Here is an 18,144-nt window from a genome sequence, read left to right as displayed (position 1 = left end):
CGTTTAAAAATTCAAACGGCTCACATTCTATTGAATCTGTTTATTAAGCAATATTGGTATAAACTGCCTGAGTGTCATCATCATCCTCAATTTTATCCATCATTTTCTCAATATCTAACATTTGTTCATCTGTAAACTCTACAGGTGTAGTTGGGAAACGTTGTAAGTTAGATTTTGTCAACTCGATTTTTTGGTCTTCCAATGCCTGGCTTAAAGTTCCAAAGTCAGTCCAATCGGCATATGCATAGGCCGTTGTGCCATCTACTTCAATTTCTTCAAGTCCTGCATCAATTAGCTCTAATTCTAATTCTTGAACATCAACACCTTCAGGAATCTCAAATTCAAAAACTGCTCTTCTTTTAAACATAAATTCTAAAGAACCTGTCGGTACAATACTCCCACCAGCCTTGTTGAAGTATGATTTTATATTCGCAACGGTTCGAGTGGTATTGTCTGTTGCACATTCTACAAATACTAACACTCCATGAGGCCCTTTTCCTTCATAATTGACTTCAACGTAGTTCTCAGCATCTTTTGCTTCTGCCCTTTTGATAGCATTTTCAATGTTATCTTTAGGCATGTTTTCCCCTTTCGCATTTTGAATAGCCGTTCTTAATTTGGCATTCATTTCAGGATCCATTCCACCTTCTTTCGCTGCTAAAGTAATGGCCTTCGCCAACTTTGGAAAAACTTTGGACATCTTATCCCATCTTTTTTCTTTGGCTGCTCTTCTATATTCAAACGCTCTTCCCATGATTTATCAATGTATTTTTAAGTTGTGCAAATTAAACCATTCTATCGTTTTATTGAAATAGTCCCAGCATAAAATTATCTTATAAATGTTATAAGGATAAAATAAATAGATTAAAAAGTCTTCTCTGAGAGATGTTGTCGCCACTTATGTAATTATACCTACCATTTATAAAGTTCTTGCATGCCAATGGGAATATTAGTCTATTTTTGCGCTAGAGTTTTTGGTTAATTTGTATTAGGTTTTAACCAATTTGTCACCTGGTTTGGTCGCCAGGTGATTTTTTTTATCCCTACCCCTTTTTCAATGATCTTATCCTTAATTTTGAACTGCAAAACAGTATTATGAAGCAGTTCGATATCCCTACCTATTACCGAAGTTCATTCATCGGTTCTATCAAAGAAGCACGAAAAATAAGCGACCCTCGCAAAAAGGACTTTACCCCTACTTTGCTCGATTTCGGACCTGTTCAATTTTACATTGCACGACATTTTGGTTTTTGCTATGGAGTGGAAAATGCCATAGAAATTGCATATAAAGCAGTTGAAGAAAATCCTGGGAAACGCATTTTATTATTGTCGCAAATGATCCACAATCCAATAGTAAATGCTGACTTACAATCGAAAGGAATCGACTTTATTATGGACACTGAAGGCAATCACTTTATAGAGTGGGATGATCTAAAATCGGATGATATCGTTATAATCCCTGCTTTTGGAACGACTTTAGAAATTGAACAATTACTAAAGGACAAAAACATTGAAACTCAGAAATACAATACGACTTGCCCTTTCGTGAATAAAGTATGGAAACAATCCGATAAACTAGGACAAGATAATTACACGGTTTTAATTCATGGCAAACACAAACATGAAGAAACTCGTGCTACTTTCTCTCACAGTAATGCAAGTGCGCCATCTATTATTATAAAAGACATTGTTGAAGCACGTATTATTGGTGACATTATTTTAGGAAAAAGAGAGGCCTCGGTATTTTTCGAGCGTTTTGAAGGAATGTACTCTGCTGATTTCGATATAGAAAAACACTTGGAACGAGTTGGTGTTGTCAATCAAACCACTATGCTTGCTAGTGAAACTCAAGAAATAGCAGATTATTTCAAACAAGTGATGTTGGAGAAATATGGCGCTGATAACTTAAAGAATCATTTTGCAGACACCAGAGATACGTTATGCTACGCCACCAATGATAATCAGCAAGCGACTTATGGCTTATTAGAAGCTGACGCTGATTTAGCAATCGTTGTGGGTGGTTACAACAGCTCTAACACTTCCCATATTGTAGAACTGTGCGAAGCCAAATTGCCAACTTACTTCATTTCGTCAGCTGATGAGATTCTAGATGAATCACGCATTCAGCATTTCAATTATCACCACCAAGAATTAAGAAATACGGAAAACTTTTTACCAAAAAACAATCCTACAAAAGTGATATTGACAAGCGGTGCTTCATGCCCCGACACGATGATTGACGCAGTTATTTCTAAAATTCTGACTTATTTTCCTGAGAGTAAATCCATGGAAAGTGTACTGAAAGAGATGTTAAAATAGCTTGAAAAAAACTAAGGCATTACAAAAAATAATATATTCCGTAATGCTGATTTTTCTAATATATAAATAAAATATTCTCCCCTTACCCAATTCTCTCCAAGGCTAAATCTAAGGCCAATTGCAACTGCTCTTCTCTGTTGATGTTGGTGTTATCGAGTATGATGGCATCATCTGCCTTTACCAGGGGATGCTCTTTTCTATGGGTATCATTATAGTCTCGTTGTTCTAAGTTGGTTTTGACTTCCTCTAGGGAAATTTCAACACCTTTAGACTGCAATTCATCAAATCTTCGTTGAGCACGAACCACAGGATCTGCAGTCATAAACAGTTTCAATTCTGCATCTGGAAAAACAACAGTTCCTACATCACGTCCATCCAACACCACTCCTTTCTTAGCACCTAATTGCTGTTGAAGCGCTACCATTTGAGCACGAACTTCTGAAACTTGGCTCAATGCACTTACAGCATTATTTACTGCAGTGCTTCTAATTTCATCTTCTACATTCTCACCATTTAAATAAGTATCTGAAAACTGTTTAGATTCATTAAATCGAAAATCAATATTTATTTCTTTCAAAAGATCGATTACTCTTTGACGAGAAAGTCCTTTAAAGTCTGTAATCCCTTTTCTCAAGAAATACAATGTTACCGCACGGTACATTGCTCCGGTATCTATAAACGCGTAGGATAATTTTTTAGCAAGGTTCTTAGCTAAGGTACTTTTACCGCATGAGGAGAAACCATCAATGGCTATCACAATTTTTGACATGCAGCTAAATTACACTAATTGTAAAAATCTGAGATGCGTGTTACCACAGAAAATGTATTGGTTGCTCCTGCTTGATGATAGGCCGCTCGACCATAGCTTAGATGAAATTTGGAAATTCTCAAGCCAAAACCAAAGCTAAAGCCAACTAAACCAGTCTTTTCCTCTACTAACAACTCTCTTCTTCTTTGATAATTATAGCCAAATCGAATATTAAAATTTTCAGAAGGAATAAATTCTAAGGAGACAATGGAGTGACGCGCTACATTCTCAAAAAAGCCATCCTTATCCTTTTCTTCCTCGGTGTCACCTAACAAAGAATTGCCAGAATCAATTTGATTCTTATAAGTTAGGTCAGGAGTTTCTAGGCTATGAGCAATCAAGGAGAACCTTAAAGGTACATTTTTGAGACGTTTAGAAATACCTGCTTGAATTTCAAAAGGTATCGGTTCTCTATTGTCATTATCATAGGTAGTAAATTGAGCTCCCATATTCTTTAATACTAAACTGGCTGTAAAACCACTTTCTTTTTTATAATAGGTACCTCCTAAATCAACTGTCATTCCAAATGAATTGTAATCGTACAATGAAGAGATAATGGTATTCAAGTTAGCTCCAACACTAAAATATTGGTTCAGTTCCCTTCCATACCCCATTACAATTGCATATTCACCCGCTTTAAAGGTTCCCAATTTATTCCCTCCTGCGTCTCTTTCTTCAAATTCTCCATAATTCACATATCGCATACCAAGGTTAAATGTTCCGACAGAATCATAATGTTTGGTAAAGGAAGTATATCCGTAATTAATATCGGTAAAGTAGTTAGTATAGTTTAATGTCAATTGGTTATCCATTTCTTTATTTAGCAAAGCGGGGTTTTGTAAGGCTAAATTGGGGTCATTGTCTTTCACTGCAATTCCACTTCCTCCAATAGCTGCAACTCTCGCAGAATATGTCAGGTCAAGAAATTCATAGGTATCTGTACCACCATTTTGAGCATTGATGAAAGGTGATATTAATAAAACGAGTGATAGGGTCAACAGTTTGAGGTGGTTCATAGAAGATAATTTGTCTAATTACGCAAAAGTGCAATTTTTATTGTTAGAAATTAAACTTTGTTATTCACCTTATCAAATTCCTCGGCAGTAATCAAATCCCAATTCTGTGTATAATCAAGCAACATATCATGAATATAGTTTCGATCAGGAAGTATCTTCGCTTCCATTTCATACTTTAAAAACTGGTGGCCTATCAATTGAATTTCAATAAACTTATCCATGGACATTATTTTAAAAAAAGACTTCCCATTTTTGTATTTTCGGTACTGAGGAAATTCCATAAACGTTAATTATAAGTTAAGGTGATTCTAAATTTCTATTTTGACGTTAAATTTACACCCATATGAATCAAAAAACCATTCGTTTAGTTATTCTTTTTGCCGCTGTAAGTTTATTAGGGGTTGGTTCTTTTCAATTATTCTGGGTGAATAAAGCATTCGATTTAGAATCTAAACAGTTTAACGAGCGGGTTTTTGTAGCACTAAACAATGTGGCAAGAACCGTACAAAAGTTAACCAAAGACACTTCAGATTTATATGCCCCCATACAACAAATTCGATCTAACTTTTTTATTGTCAGCACAAACGATACTCTTCACCCATTTTTACTGGAAAGTATCATTACGAAGGAATTTGAAAGTAGAAATATTAAAACCGATTTCGAATATGTAATTTATGACTGTTTTTCCGACTCTATTGTTTTTGGAAAAAATGTCCCATTAGAGAATGATGACCGCTCTTTTATCAATTTTGCTTCTAGAAATGAGCGTTGGAAGGAAAGTACCCACTATTTTGGGGTTTATTTTCCAGACAAGCGCTCTTACATCATAGATGCAATTGACATTTGGATCTACTCTTCTATTTTCATGCTCATCGTAATGATGTTCTTTAGTTACACCATATGGGTCATACTCAAACAGAAGAGGATTGATGAAATCAAAACGGACTTTATCAACAATATGACCCATGAGTTAAAGACTCCGATCTCTACCATATCTTTAAGTACAGACGTGCTCACTCGTCCAGATATTATTGAAAACCCACAGCGATTAAACACCTATGCAAGAATTATAAAAGAAGAGAACAACCGGTTAAAGACACAAGTTGAAAAAGTCCTTCAAATGGCATCTTTAGAGAATAGCTCCATAGAATTGGAAAAAAAGGAAGTAGATCTTCATCAATTGTGCCTTCAAACCATAAGAAGTTTTGATTTAATTTTAAAAGATAAAAATGGTGTCCTTACTACCCAATTCGATGCTAAACCATCAATAATTATAGCGGACGCTTTTCATATTGGAAATGTATTGTTTAATTTGTTAGACAATGCAATTAAGTATTCTGCTGAAAATCCAAAAATTGAATTGATTACCTACTCGGATAGAAAAGGTATTTACTTAGAAATTAAAGACCAAGGAATCGGGATTTCAGATAAGGACAAGAAACAAATATTTGATAAATTTTATAGAGTTACTAAAGGAGACTTACACGATGTGAAAGGTTATGGTCTTGGTTTGAATTATTCTAAAACCATGGTACACTTGCATAAAGGCTGGATTAAACTTAAAAACAATACCCCTCATGGATCCATTTTCACCATCTTTCTTCCCTTTAAACCATAAAGAGGAACCAAAAATGAAACAATATAACGCATCCATCTTATTGTTAGAAGACGACACTAATCTGGGGTTTGTAACCAAAGACAAATTAGAAGAAGTAGGGTTTTATGTAAAGCTTTGCGTAGATGGTGAACAAGCCATAAAAACCATCCAAAACGAACGAATTGACATTTGCTTATTGGATGTGATGTTACCAAAAATCGATGGATTCACCGTAGGAAAAATTATAAAAGAAAAAGATCCTTTGATTCCCATTTTGTTTGTCACAGCTCGATCAATGAAAGAAGATAAAATCAAAGGATTGAAACTCGGTGCTGATGATTATATTACTAAACCTTTTGATTTCGATGAATTGATTTTGAGAATCAAGAATACCTTAAATAGAACCAAACAACAACGAAAAAAAATAGAAGAAGGTCCAAAGGAATATCAAATAGGGAGCTATTACTTTAACATTAACAATCAATACCTTGAACTAAACGGAGAACGCACCAAACTCACCAAAAAGGAAACCGATTTATTGAAAAAACTGTGCGAGAATATGAATGATATCATGAATCGTGAAGAAGCTCTTGAGCAGATTTGGGGAGTCAATGATTACTTCAGTGGTCGAAGCATGGATGTTTTTATTTCCAAAATAAGAAAATACCTCAAAGAAGACGAAAAGATACAAATTATCAATATTCACGGAGTTGGTTTTAAACTGGCGATTGAGTAGTTTTACTGCATGCAAGACTTTCTATACCAAACTGCTGAATACGTTTTAAACGAGCAAAAAGATCAGGTCGCTGATTCTGTGATTATTCTTCCAAACCGAAGAGCCGCTCTCTTTTTAAAAAAACATTTTGGCCAACTGATAGAAAATCCCATTTGGAGTCCTCAAATCATAAGTGCGGAAGAATTTTTAGAAGAACTTTCCGACGTTAATGTATTGGACAATCTTTCTCTTCAATTTGAATTATTCTCTGTTTATCAAACTGTAGTTCCTAAAGAGGAGCAGGATAGTTTTGACCAATTTATTCAATGGGGACAAATTCTACTTCAGGACTTCAACGAAATTGATAGATATTTGATTGATCCTGAAGCTATTTTTTCATACGTTAATGAGGCAAGAGCCATTGAGATATGGAACTTAGAAGCTCAAGAAATAAGCGACGTGCAACATCAATATTTGCAATTTTGGAAACAGATGCAGTCGCTATATACGGCATTCAGAGAACATTTGAGCAAAAAGAAACAAGCCTATTCTGGTTTATCCTACCGATTGGCGGCTGAAAACCTTACCACTGAGAAAGTGGCAACTTTATCCTATCAACACATCTATTTTTGTGGATTTAATGCCTTAACCGCTGCTGAACAACAAATAATTGAAAGGTTAATTCACGCTCAAAAAGCAACAATGCTTTTTGACGCGGATGAATACTACCTAAACGATGAACTTCATGAGGCAGGATTATTTCTAAGGCAATTAAGAAAGAAAACTAACTTTAACAATGGTTTTAAGTGGATTGGTCAACATTTTAAATCTCCAAAAAAAATTGACATTTACTCTGTACCAAAAAATATAGGTCAAGCCAAACTAGCAGGACAATTGTTACAGGAAATGAATCATCCGAATAATTTTAAAGATACTGCCGTTGTATTGTGCGATGAAAACTTATTAATTCCTGTATTACAATCGTTACCCGAAGCAGTGAATGCTGTAAACATAACAATGGGTTATCCGATAAATAACAGTCCAATTTATACTTTTTTTGAACGATTTATTCATATTCACGCCAAAGCAGAGCTGCAAAACGAACAGCGAAAGGATTATTCTTTCTTTTATAAAGATGTATTCAATATTTTGGACCACCCCTTTATGCAAACTATACTTCCTATTTCAGAAATATCAACAATTGGAGCACAAAAAACCGCTATTCGACAAAACAATATAGTATACTTAAATCAAGAGAAGATGGCAGAGTACTTGCCATTTTTAAAATCCATCTGCATATTTGACCCTGAACAATTATCTGTAAACGCTCTTCTTAAAAAGCTTCTCCATTTAATCAACCAAGCTAAAAATTTTTACAATGACGGCGATGAAAATGGAACGAACCAATTACAATTAGAATATTTATTCCATTTCGCTAAGATTTTTAATCAAATTACAGATTTACAACACAATTACAACAGCATAACTGAAACTAGCACCTTCTACTCTATTTTCAAACAACTTTGCAGACAATCTACAATTCCCTTTTTCGGAGAACCTTTGATGGGTCTGCAGTTACTTGGTGTTTTGGAAACAAGAACAATTGATTTTAAACATTTAATTATGCTTTCTGTCAATGAAGGAATTTTACCTTCTGGAAAAACTGTAAATTCCTTTTTACCATATGATATTAAAACACAATTTGGTTTACCCACTCATAAAGAAAAAGACGCCATATACGCTTATCACTTTTATCGATTGATTCAACGAACAGAATCGGTATCATTGCTTTATAACTCCACCCCCGACCCACTTGGAGGAGGTGAACCTAGTCGATTCATAAAACAAATTTTACATGAATTAAACGAGTACAATCCACACATAAAAATGGAAGAAAAACTCGTACAGACCAATTTAAAAGAATACAAGGCTACCACAATTAAGATTGATAAAACGGCAGAAATAAGACAACAAATTATTGAATACTTTAAACGAGGAGTATCACCTTCTGCGATTAATACCTATTTAAACTGCCCACTAGACTTTTATTACAGATACATTCTTAAATTAAAGGAACCAGAAGAATTGGAAGAAAGCATAGCACCTAATTCTTTTGGAGACATCCTTCATGAGTCGTTGGAAGAGGCCTATAGAGGAGTTTTGAATCAAAATATTGTACCTGAAATGATCACAGATCTAGAGAAAATAGCTCAAGCAAAATGCTCTAGTCTATTCATTGACAAATACAGCCAGCAAACCATCCAATTCGGTAAAAATCACTTAATCTTTAACGTAGCCCAAGATTATATTCATTTATTTTTTGAACAGGAAAAGAAGGTTTTGAAAAACAATCAGCTAAGGGTTATAGGATTAGAAGAAAACTTCCAAACGACCTTGACATTCCAATACAACAGAGCTGAAATACCTTGTATACTGAGAGGAAAAATAGATCGAATAGATGAATGGAATTCCAACATTCGAGTAATCGATTATAAAACTGGAATCGTTATTGAAAAGGATTTAAAGTTAGATAAGCCATTTGAAGAGATTGACTTCAGTAAACATGCCCAAGCATTTCAATTGCTTTTTTACGCCTATTTATACCATAAAAAACACATAACTAAGGAATTGCCAATATCAGGCATTATTTCATTGCGCAAAATCAAGCAAGGGCTATTCCCTATTGTATTCGGATCTAAATTTCAGTCTGATGACATTATAGAAGATTTTGAAAATAAGATAAAGCTTATATTTGAAGAAATGTTGACCAAGGAATCATTTGAGCATAAAAGTGATGCGAAATATTGCAAATTTTGTGGTCAATAAAAAAGCCTTCAGTGGGAAGACTGAAGGCTTGAATTATGGGAATTCAAAAAACTAATTAAGTATAAACTACATATTTATTGTTTTTAAGACGTTAGAATTGTTTCAATAGTTGCCTACAATTAAAATAAAATCAGATGAAATTAAATATAATCGTTTTATCATTCTTTAGCCTACTGTTTTTGAGCTCAATAGCTCAAAAACAGCGCTGTGGGTCTGATTATAAAATTGCAGAACGAATTGCAGAAAACCCTGAACTTATTGAATTAAGAAACCAGCAAAACAAAGAGATTGCTGCATATCCACTAGCTAAATCTAGGACTTTAATTACTATTCCCGTGGTAGTGCATATACTTTACCAAAATTCAACTCAAAATATTTCAAACACTCAAATTCAGTCTCAAATCAATAGTTTAAATCAAGACTATAGAAGACTAAATGCAGATGCCAGTCAAACACCATCTACCTTTTCAGGAGAAGATACAGAAATTGAATTTTGTTTAGCGACGTTAGACCCCAATGGTAATCCAACTTCTGGAATTACTAGAACGTTTACCACAGTTAATGAAATTGGAACGACCAATAACTACTACCGAACCTCACAGGGCGGTAAAGATATTTGGAATAGAGATGAATACTTAAATATATGGGTATGCGACCTTGGAAACACATACTTAGGATTTGCTTATCCTCCAGGAGTTGCTCCTGCTGCTTATGATGGTTTAGTCATCGATTACAGAAATTTTGGAACTTTAGGAACGGTAACCTCTCCATATGACAAAGGGAGAACAGCAACTCATGAGATTGGACACTTTTTCAACTTAGAACACCTTTGGGGAAGTGGAAATGGAGGCTGCAATAGCACCGACTTCGTTTCAGATACGCCTACTCAATATGAAGAAAACTACGGCTGTTTAAATCATCCCTCTCCTTCATGTGGAAATAGTGGAGATATGTTCATGAACTATATGGATTATGTCGATGATGCTTGCATGAACGCCTTTACTCTAGGTCAAAAAAACAGAATGATATCGGCAATACAACTGTATCGAACTAGCCTTTTAACCTCCAACGGTTGTGGTCTAGTTGGTCTTACAGAAAATTCACTTCAATCTGATTTCACTATATTTCCAACCTACGCTACTAAAACCATCCAATTAACTTCTACTAAAATCAACAACTACCAAGTTGATATTTATGCTATAGATGGAAAAATAGTTTCAGCATACACAACCAAAGGCAATACTAATTTGTTATTAGATGTATCAACATTGGAATCGGGAATGTACTTTTTGAGAATCACATCAAATAGTACTTCATTTACTGAAAAGTTTTTAAAAGTAGCTCAATAAATCCCGTTTTCTCTAGGTGATTGCCTAATTTTGGACAAATTTTGAACGACATGACCGCACCCCAAATAGAGCTTGTTCTAAGTAAAGATTTAGATCAAGACTTAAGAAAAATAGCCGATAAAGTAATTGCAGGAGAGCGTATCACTTTCGATGAAGGAGTAATTCTTTACAAAAAAGGAGAGTTAGCCTTTGTTGGAGCTCTGGCAAATTTTATCAGAGAGAGAAAACACGGTGATAACACTTATTTTAATAAAAATTTTCATGTAGAACCGACCAACATTTGTGTATTCGATTGCAAATTTTGTGCGTATTCTAAGCTATTGAGAGAAAAGACAGAATATGATGCATGGGAGTTATCTGAAGAGCAAATAATTGAAAAAGTTAAAAGTTACGAGGGTACAGCAGTTACAGAAGTGCATATCGTAGGCGGTGTACACCCCAAAATGGGACTTCATTATTTTGCGAATTTGATTAAAAAAATAAAAGAAATCCGACCTGATATTCATGTTAAGGCTTTTACTGCCGTAGAATTAGAATATATGTGTAGAAAGGCAAAAGTGAGTTATAGAGAAGGTCTCCAAATTTTGAAAGACCACGGACAAAACTCCCTGCCAGGTGGTGGAGCAGAAATATTTGCCGAAGCCATTCGTGAAGAGATCTGCAAAGATAAGTGTACTTCTGATGAATGGTTAGAGATTCATCAAACGGCCCACGAAATAGGAATGCCTTCAAATGCCACTATGTTATATGGTCATATCGAAAGTTTTGAAGATCGTGTGGACCATATGAACCGTTTAAGAGAATTACAAGATAAGACTGGAGGTTTCAACACCTTTATACCGTTGAAATACAGAAATGGCAATAATCAAATGAGTCATGTGGAAGAGGTTTCTGTGATTGAAGATTTAAGAAATTACGCAATCGCTAGAATATATATGGATAACTTCCCACATTTAAAAGCTTATTGGCCAATGATTGGTAGAGATACTGCTCAGATATCTTTATCGTATGGAGTTAATGACATCGATGGAACGATAGACGATACCACCAAGATATATTCAATGGCAGGTGCAGAAGAACAAAATCCAGCAATGACAACTGAGCAATTGGTAAAGTTAATTAAACAAGTCAATCGAAAACCTTTGGAAAGAGATAGTATTTATAACATAGTGAAAGACTACACTAATGAGTTTGAAACGAAAGAAGCTTCTCCATACTAAGGGCATTTAATAGATTAAAAAAGGTTTATCATTTTCTGATAAACCTTTTTTCTTGTTTCAATTTAGTTATTTTGCAGTTGTATTAAAAGAATAAGGAAAATCCAAAGTTTGCTCTGACAAACTGATTCGTATAACTTTTATCTCCTTTTGTTTCTCCAAAACCAACTATTCCATCTATGGAAACTCGTTTAGTTATAAAATAACTTAATCCTGCCGATAACTTCCATTCCTTAATGTCACTGTTAAATTCTTCATTGTAAGTTATATTAGAACCATGGACCTTTTCCTCTGAAGTTGACTTATATTTGCCAATTCCACCACTAACTTCTAAAAATGGTTTTAACTTCCAAGACCCAAAGTAATACCTTACAAAAATTGAAACCAAGTGTTCATTATCAACATACTTTCTACTGGAATTATATTGATAATTGCTAATAAACGGTATTTCTCTCTTAGACCTATACAATTGATATTCGGAGCCCAACAAAACGCCCTTCCCAATAAAAACACCCAATTTTGGAGAGAACATAATAGTATTTATAGTTTGATTTAAACTAGAAATCGGTGAGTTTTTTGTGACAGAAAAGTTACTTGAAGCTCCTACAAAAATAGTCCCTGCTTTTAAGCCTGTTACTCTTTCAGTTGAATTGGTTGACACGATAGAATCATTCTGACTTTTCGCATAAAATGAAAAAGAGATGATTAAGAAAATTAAAATTGAAAATCTCATATTAATAGTTTTAAGGAAATCTAAAACTACTATTATTTTCAAGGATTTCTTGATTTTTTAAACCACTACTATAAATAAATCACAAATAGATGTAATCAGTTGAAATAAAACACCATAAACAGACATAGGATTGCATAAATCCACTTACATTTCCTCTATTTTAAACCCAATTCGGTCTAGATTCTCCCAAAAATTAGGAAAGGATTTGTTGACCACTTCAGCATTGTGGATTTCGATGTAATCTTGTGTCAATGCCATTGAAGCCAAAGACATCGCCATACGGTGATCATTGTAGGTCGCTATGGGTTCTTTAGATTCCTTTAAAGCTTGCTCCTTTAATTCTATGCGATCCTCATCCAATTCAATAATTTCGATGCCAAACTTCTTCATTTCTATTTTCAGTGCTTCTACTCTATTGGTTTCTTTAATCCGTAAACTCTTTACACCTGAAAAAACCGCAGGTAAACCACTTGCAGCAACAATTGGAATAAACGATTGCACCATATCAGGATAATCGTTAAAATCATTGTCAAACTGTAATAAAGGATTCTCTACAATCTCTTTACGCAACTTAATTCCTTTCTTTAGATAAGAAACCTTAACACCAAACTGTTCAAATAGATTAGCCACAATTCGATCTCCTTGAATACTTTCTTTATTTAGTCCCATTAAGGTCAATTCTGAGGATGAAGCCAATGCCGCAAAACTGAAAAAGTAAGAGGCAGCACTCCAGTCAGGCTCAACGATTACGGTCAAGGGTTTGTATGGCTGACTTGGAATGGTAATCACATTTCCTTTCCAAAGGTAGCTAATACCCAATTTGTTCATCAATTTCAACGTCATTTTAATGTAGGGAGTTGATGCTACTTTTCCCTTTAAATGCAAACTCAATCCAACAGATAGGCTTGGGGCAATTAATAATAAAGCCGATATGTATTGACTGCTAATACTCCCATCTATAGATATTTCTCCTCCTTTGAGTTTAGAACCACGAATAGCTATTGGCGGATAACCTTCTTCCCCCATGTATGAAATATCAGCGCCCAACTCCCGTAAAGCATCCACTAAAACTCCAATTGGACGTTTTTTCATCTGTTCGCTTCCAGTAAGAATTTTTTCACCCTCAGTCATGGCGTAATAAGCTGTTAAGAACCGAAAAGTAGTTCCTGCATCTTGTGCATCTACCACATTCCGATCTTCACTTAAAATATCTTGCAGCAAACGAGTATCATTAGCCTCACTTAAATTCAGTATCTCAAACGACTGCTTACATAACCGTTGAATGATTAACAAACGATTACTAATACTCTTTGAAGCAGGCAACTCCACTTTACCGAATAAAAACTTAGTAGGATGACTGATTTTTAAATTCATAAGGTTAATTGATTGTTGTAATTGATTATCGCTTGATAATATTCTTTATTCGATATTTCTTGATTGATAATTGCTTTTCCTATCGACTCCAATAAGGTAAATTGAAAAACTTCACCTCGATTCTTTTTGTCTTGTTTACTTCGCTGAATAATAGCCTCAATATCTGATTCTTTTATGGCAAAAAGTGGAAAAAACGATTGATACAAGGAATAAACTTCTTTTTGTTGCTGAACAGAAAATAAGCCTTTCAATAGGGATAACTCTATTTCAATCAACATACCAATAGCAATTGCTTCTCCGTGCAATAGCTCCACTCCTTTTTCAAGCGAAAGACTTTCGATTGCATGACCTGCAGTGTGTCCAAAGTTCAATTTTTTCCGTTCTCCTTTTTCAAAAGGATCATTCGTCACAATTTGATGCTTGATGGCTATGCTCTTAAATACCACTTTCTCAAAATCAATATCATTCAATTGAGCAACCACCTCATTAAAATAGGCAGAATCAGCAATTAAACCATGTTTAAATACCTCGGCCATTCCTGATATCAATTGCCGTTTATCCAGTGTTCTTAAAAAATCAATACACACAAAAACCCCTTTTGGAGGAGTAAAAGCACCCAGTTGATTTTTAAATCCCATAAAATCAATTCCATTCTTACTACCAACGCTGGCATCAACCTGAGCCAACAAAGAGGTGGGTACATTAATACAATCAACTCCTCGTTTATAAATAGCAGCCACAAAGCCGCCCAAGTCAGTCACTACTCCACCACCCAAATTAATGATTACAGCATGACGGTCGATGTTCAACTCGCTTAAAGTTTGCCAAATGTGTGCACAAATTTCTAAATCCTTACTTCCTTCGCCAGGTTCCACTTCAATTAGTTCTACTTCTTTTAATTCCGGTATAGCTTCAGCTAAAATGGGAAAACAATGCGCAATTGTATTAGAATCAACCAATACAATTTTAGCAGAATTGGAATAATTCTCACTTAAAAAGTGAGCTAAATCAATTAAAACACTTGATTTACCAACAAAAACATCACCAATAGAAGTAGATAGAAAACTGTGCATAACACAAAAATGAACAAATTATAATGATTTGTATACACTTTGGGCCGATTAAAAAAGGAATTATTCTATAACATAAAGAATGTAAGATATAAGATTTAAATCTTCACATAGAGAACTAAATATTCGACAATTAACGCACTATCTCTTCATAAAAACCAATTCAATTTTTAAAGCTCGCTTTTTAGTAATAATTTAGAGGTGATGAAAAAAATTGGTTTACTCTCTGACACCCATGGCTATTTACCTCCGGCTGTATACACTCATTTTGAAGATTGCGATGAAATATGGCATGCTGGTGACATAGGCACATTGGAGTTGATTGATGAGTTGAAAGAATTTAAACCAGTTAGAGCAGTCTTTGGGAATATAGATGGATTTGACATTCGCAGAGACTATCACTTACACCAACGTTTTTTCTGTGAGGGAGTTGATGTTTGGATCACCCACATTGGAGGGTATCCCGATCGTTATGACCAATCTATTCGAAAAGAAATCCAAAATAACCCTCCCAAGCTTTTTATATGTGGGCATTCGCACATCTTAAAGGTGATGAATGACAAAAAGTTGAACTTACTGCATATTAATCCAGGAGCAGCTGGAAAACACGGATTTCACAAAGTACAAACCTTAGTTAAATTTGTGATAGATAAAGAGTTCATCAGAGATTTACAAGTTATTGAACTGGGCTCAAAGTAAATTTCACTCGATTGCCTTTTGTTTTAATCCACGACTATTGTTGATTTGGAAACATGAAAATAAAAGTAGAATGCAGAAAAATCCTATTGTATAGTATTGTAATTCTCCATCTATTGGATTTTACCGAACTATGACAGGACTCAAGTAAGGTAAGGCTAGAGTGAACAAAGGTAATAGTACCTAATTCAAAGATTAGTGCTATTTTATCTTCACCTTCATTTTTTTTAATTTAGCTTAAAATAAAAATGACATTTCTCTATCCCTAAGGAAGCAGTATTCTGCAACTTAAGCTGTAGAATACTCCCTTCCCAACTACTGAAAACCACTAACAAACGATAAAAATGACACCCACTGAATTAATCCTATTCAACTTAATTGAAATCAGAAGAAAAAGCATAAAACTGTGGAATGCACTTCCAGAGAGTCATTACAATTGGAAACCTGACGAAAAGGCAATGTCGGCAATCGCAATGATTCGTCACGTATTAGAAGCGGACTATGGTTGGAACATCATCATCAATAATGGTAGCATGACAAACTATCAAACGCCATGGAAAAATCGTCCTTTTGGCGCTGTATCAGATGAAATTAAATTTGCTCAACCTTATAGAAATGAATTTTTAGAAAGTATTCGACAATTTTCAGCTAATGAATTGAATGAAAAAGAAATCATTCACCCTGGAAATGGAGAAAAGAAAAATCTCGGTCAATATCTTCTGCGAATTGGATATCACGAAACTGTGCATACAGGACAATTTCTTTCCTATTTGAGAACAATGAATGTTGATCGCCCCAACCTTTGGGACTAGGTAAATGATAGGATATAAGTTTTCTTCTTGTCCAAACTATCAATGGTATTTTTATAGCAAACCCTCTTCTGGATACATTAAAATACATTGATAACATACTGTTTGTGAAACACCTTTAGCGAAATACTTTAATTGATTTATCATTAATTTTCACTTTTAATGGATAAAGAATTCATAAAAAAGTATCGGATAGCCATAAGAATTGCTACTTATAATGAATAAACATGACTCGCCCTAAACTAAATATTGAACGAGAATTTTCAGACCGTATTTTCGATGGTCTAACTTTGATATTTCTTATATTCTTAATTGCTTGGCCGCTATACTATTATTCAGACCTCTCTGAAAGTATTCCCACCCATTACAATAGTTGGGGTGAGCCTGATAAATTAAGTCAAAAAGGCAAAATTTGGACATTACCAATTCTTGGTGTGGTAATGAGTGTTGGTCTTTTCATTCTCAATCGATTTCCTCATCTTTTCAATTATCCTGTTCAGATTACCAAGGAGAATGCTGCGCAACAATATCTGAAAGCCACTCAATTCATTCGAAAACTAAACACCATTATAACCGCGAGTCTTTTCTATATCGTCTACTCCACTATTCAAACAGCTTTAAATGAACAAAATGGACTCGGAGTTTTATTTCTCCCACTCTTTTTATTACTGATATTCATTTCAATAGGAAATTACTTATACCAGGCGCTAAAAAAAGAGAACCGCAATGTTTAAGCAGTAATTGACTTTGAGGGAGTCCCAACAGCTAAACTTTGGGTAATTTCACCATCAACCCCACTACTACTCACTAAAAATGAAAATACAATATGAAAGATCAAAAATTGGCAGTTTTAATAGATGCCGACAACGTACCTTATGCCAACGTGAAAGAGATGTTAGATGAAATCGCCAAATATGGCAATCCTACCATTAAAAGAATATATGCCGATTGGACCAAACCTCATGTATCGGGATGGAAAAATGTACTATTAGAAAATGCCATCACTCCTATTCAACAGTATAGCTACACAACAGGAAAAAATTCTAGTGATAGTGCTTTAATTATAGATGCAATGGACTTATTGTACTCTAAAAAAGTAGATGGATTCTGCATCGTTTCTAGTGATAGTGATTTTACACGACTTGCTACCCGACTCCGTGAAGCGGCAATGTTGGTCATCGGAATTGGTGAGAAGAAAACTCCAAAACCCTTTATAACAGCATGTGATAAATTCATCTACATTGAGATCTTAAAGAAAGCCCAAGAACAAGAAATTACTGAAAAAGCAAACAAACAAAATAAAGCGAACAACAAAGCCGATTCTGTTAGCAAAATAGATAAAAACTTGATGAAGCTCATTCGAGAAAGTATTGATGAAATATCTGATGATAGTGGCTGGGCCTTTTTAGGAGAGTTAGGAAGTTTTATCATAAAAAAGAAACCGGACTTTGACCCGAGGAACTATGGTTATCCTAAATTATACCCTTTTATTAAGAGCTTAGGCGAATTTGAAATTGAAGTAAAAGAAACTGGAGAAAACAACATCCGGTTGATATATGTGAAGAATAAGTAGGACTGCTTATTCTCTAATCAATCCTTTGATTAATAGATTTAA

General features: G+C 34.6%; 17 protein-coding genes. 10 read left to right on the top strand and 7 right to left on the bottom strand.

The genetic code is table 11. The features are described from left to right. Window positions 1-43 precede the first annotated feature (43 nt). Complete coding sequence (locus GQN54_RS05830) at window positions 44-754, bottom strand: YebC/PmpR family DNA-binding transcriptional regulator (RefSeq protein WP_160632577.1); 711 nt, start codon at window positions 752-754, stop codon at window positions 44-46. Between the two features lie 341 nt (window positions 755-1,095). On the opposite strand from GQN54_RS05830, the gene GQN54_RS05825 reads away from it, so the two are divergent. After that, complete coding sequence (locus GQN54_RS05825) at window positions 1,096-2,319, top strand: 4-hydroxy-3-methylbut-2-enyl diphosphate reductase (RefSeq protein WP_160632576.1); 1,224 nt, start codon at window positions 1,096-1,098, stop codon at window positions 2,317-2,319. Between the two features lie 82 nt (window positions 2,320-2,401). Here the strand turns inward: GQN54_RS05825 and cmk are convergent, their stop codons facing one another. Genes cmk through GQN54_RS05810 form a run of 3 tightly spaced genes read right to left on the bottom strand, consistent with a single transcriptional unit; the run spans window position 2,402 to window position 4,364 of the window. Then, entirely contained in the window at window positions 2,402-3,088 is a 687-nt protein-coding gene (gene cmk / locus GQN54_RS05820; RefSeq protein ID WP_160632575.1) for a (d)CMP kinase, read from the bottom strand. A gap of 14 nt (window positions 3,089-3,102) precedes the next feature. Continuing rightward, window positions 3,103-4,143 (bottom strand): type IX secretion system protein PorQ, encoded by a 1,041-nt coding sequence (gene porQ / locus GQN54_RS05815; protein ID WP_160632574.1) that lies wholly within the window; start codon window positions 4,141-4,143, stop codon window positions 3,103-3,105. Between the two features lie 50 nt (window positions 4,144-4,193). After that, window positions 4,194-4,364 (bottom strand): hypothetical protein, encoded by a 171-nt coding sequence (locus tag GQN54_RS05810; protein ID WP_160632573.1) that lies wholly within the window; start codon window positions 4,362-4,364, stop codon window positions 4,194-4,196. Window positions 4,365-4,486: 122 nt separating this feature from the next. On the opposite strand from GQN54_RS05810, the gene GQN54_RS05805 reads away from it, so the two are divergent. From GQN54_RS05805 to mqnE, 5 genes are all read left to right on the top strand, one after another. Next, on the top strand, window positions 4,487-5,761 hold the full coding sequence (locus GQN54_RS05805; RefSeq protein ID WP_160632572.1) for a sensor histidine kinase: 1,275 nt from the start codon (window positions 4,487-4,489) through the stop codon (window positions 5,759-5,761). Between the two features lie 13 nt (window positions 5,762-5,774). Continuing rightward, on the top strand, window positions 5,775-6,476 hold the full coding sequence (locus GQN54_RS05800; RefSeq protein ID WP_160632725.1) for a response regulator transcription factor: 702 nt from the start codon (window positions 5,775-5,777) through the stop codon (window positions 6,474-6,476). 9 nt (window positions 6,477-6,485) lie between these two features. Continuing rightward, the gene (locus tag GQN54_RS05795; RefSeq protein WP_160632571.1) at window positions 6,486-9,281 is read left to right on the top strand and encodes a PD-(D/E)XK nuclease family protein; all 2,796 of its coding nucleotides are present in this window, start codon (window positions 6,486-6,488) and stop codon (window positions 9,279-9,281) included. Window positions 9,282-9,415: 134 nt separating this feature from the next. After that, window positions 9,416-10,630, top strand: a complete 1,215-nt coding sequence (locus tag GQN54_RS05790; RefSeq protein WP_160632570.1) for a M43 family zinc metalloprotease — start codon at window positions 9,416-9,418, stop codon at window positions 10,628-10,630. Window positions 10,631-10,680: 50 nt separating this feature from the next. After that, window positions 10,681-11,850: an aminofutalosine synthase MqnE gene (gene mqnE / locus GQN54_RS05785; protein WP_160632569.1), complete on the top strand. Its 1,170-nt coding sequence runs from the start codon at window positions 10,681-10,683 to the stop codon at window positions 11,848-11,850. A gap of 82 nt (window positions 11,851-11,932) precedes the next feature. Here mqnE and GQN54_RS05780 read toward each other — a convergent pair whose 3' ends face one another. The 3 genes from GQN54_RS05780 to aroB form a co-directional block, all read right to left on the bottom strand. Next, a complete protein-coding gene (locus GQN54_RS05780; RefSeq protein WP_160632568.1) occupies window positions 11,933-12,580 on the bottom strand; it encodes a hypothetical protein in 648 nt (215 codons plus the stop codon). A gap of 144 nt (window positions 12,581-12,724) precedes the next feature. Beyond that, complete coding sequence (locus GQN54_RS05775) at window positions 12,725-13,954, bottom strand: 3-phosphoshikimate 1-carboxyvinyltransferase (protein WP_160632567.1); 1,230 nt, start codon at window positions 13,952-13,954, stop codon at window positions 12,725-12,727. Further along, a complete protein-coding gene (gene aroB, locus GQN54_RS05770) occupies window positions 13,951-15,027 on the bottom strand; it encodes a 3-dehydroquinate synthase (protein ID WP_160632566.1) in 1,077 nt (358 codons plus the stop codon). Before aroB ends, GQN54_RS05775 begins: the two co-directional genes overlap by 4 nt. 201 nt (window positions 15,028-15,228) lie before the next feature. On the opposite strand from aroB, the gene GQN54_RS05765 reads away from it, so the two are divergent. From GQN54_RS05765 to GQN54_RS05750, 4 genes are all read left to right on the top strand, one after another. Beyond that, on the top strand, window positions 15,229-15,723 hold the full coding sequence (locus GQN54_RS05765; RefSeq protein WP_160632565.1) for a metallophosphoesterase family protein: 495 nt from the start codon (window positions 15,229-15,231) through the stop codon (window positions 15,721-15,723). A 341-nt stretch (window positions 15,724-16,064) separates the two neighbouring features. Next, on the top strand, window positions 16,065-16,532 hold the full coding sequence (locus GQN54_RS05760; RefSeq protein WP_160632564.1) for a DinB family protein: 468 nt from the start codon (window positions 16,065-16,067) through the stop codon (window positions 16,530-16,532). A gap of 224 nt (window positions 16,533-16,756) precedes the next feature. After that, window positions 16,757-17,263 carry a DUF1648 domain-containing protein gene (locus tag GQN54_RS05755; RefSeq protein ID WP_160632563.1) on the top strand — a complete coding sequence of 169 codons (507 nt, stop codon included), beginning with the start codon at window positions 16,757-16,759 and terminating at the stop codon, window positions 17,261-17,263. Window positions 17,264-17,355: 92 nt separating this feature from the next. Beyond that, a complete protein-coding gene (locus GQN54_RS05750) occupies window positions 17,356-18,102 on the top strand; it encodes an NYN domain-containing protein (protein ID WP_160632562.1) in 747 nt (248 codons plus the stop codon). Window positions 18,103-18,144 lie beyond the last annotated feature (42 nt).

The sequence above is a fragment of the Acidiluteibacter ferrifornacis genome, from assembly GCF_009909615.1.
Classification (GTDB): domain Bacteria; phylum Bacteroidota; class Bacteroidia; order Flavobacteriales_E; family Vicingaceae; genus Acidiluteibacter; species Acidiluteibacter ferrifornacis.
The sequence above is the reverse complement of the archived record's forward strand: the minus strand, read 5'-3'. Positions and strand labels throughout refer to the sequence as shown.